Source organism: Pseudoalteromonas sp. MMG012 (genome assembly GCF_018100875.1).
Classification (GTDB): domain Bacteria; phylum Pseudomonadota; class Gammaproteobacteria; order Enterobacterales; family Alteromonadaceae; genus Pseudoalteromonas; species Pseudoalteromonas aurantia.
This window is the reverse complement of sequence record NZ_JAGJEF010000205.1, coordinates 1-912: the sequence shown is the minus strand read 5'-3', so window position 1 is coordinate 912 and position 912 is coordinate 1. Positions and strand designations below refer to the sequence as shown.

1 protein-coding gene is annotated in these 912 nt (G+C 35.7%); it reads right to left on the bottom strand.

Annotation, left to right across the window (positions count from 1 at the left end):
- Window positions 1-86 precede the first annotated feature (86 nt).
- Entirely contained in the window at window positions 87-662 is a 576-nt protein-coding gene (locus tag J8L97_RS23035; protein WP_211053053.1) for a hypothetical protein, read from the bottom strand.
- Window positions 663-912: the final 250 nt, after the last annotated feature.

The window sequence follows — 912 nt, the reverse complement described above, 5'->3', positions numbered from 1 at the left end:
CCATTTAAGGGGCTGATAATAGTTTGCTAAAATGTGTAGCGAAGCGAAACCGAGCAAACTGTTAGCAGTCCCGCTTTAAATTCTTGTTAGTGTTCTTTTGGATACTGCTCTAAAGCTACATTATATGCTTTAGACATAAAACCAAAAACTAAGTCTGCACAATTGATGCAGCCTTCTACGTTTAAATAAACAATGTCATCTTCAATAGTTATACCATCGACTTGAGCTGCAAATGACTCAATAACCTTTCTTTTACCAAAACCGTCTAGGCATGAACTATTGTGGACAATACAGTTTCTCACTTCGATTAAACCAGTAAGTAATTGCTTTGATGAGTTATCACTGACAGTGGCAAAACCACAGACCTTTGTTGAATAAGTTAGGAAACGCTCTAAAGCTGAACCTTTAAGTTCATTCCACTTTAGTGTTTGCCCTGTGGTTTCTTTAAGAATTCCACAGTAAACCTTAAACTGCTCGTCTAAAGTAATAAGCAATGAAACAATAAAGCTTTTTCTAGTGATATCAGGAAAAATGTCAGCTATAAGTCCGTTTTCATGCTCTGGAAAATCAATATCTTCAGTTTTAGATAAAACCAATTTGAGGTCTTGGATTATGCAATCCAAATCAACAAGGTTTCCGAAAAATTTATAATAATGCGCCAAACTCGATTCCTTCACCGTTGAACACTAACGAGCCTGTAGAATTACTCGTTTTAATTTATTTTTTATTGATGCCTCAACCATAGCCGAGTTCCTATTTTGATTCAATCGTTTAGTGACTTTCTACTTTGATTTTCATTATGTACTTTGAGGGGGATTCTATCGGTCTTAACAGCGGGCCTTTGTGGCTTTATTTTGGTTAAAGTGGCCCTACTCTTCTTAATGTATCCTGTTTTGTAGCTTTTCTATATTG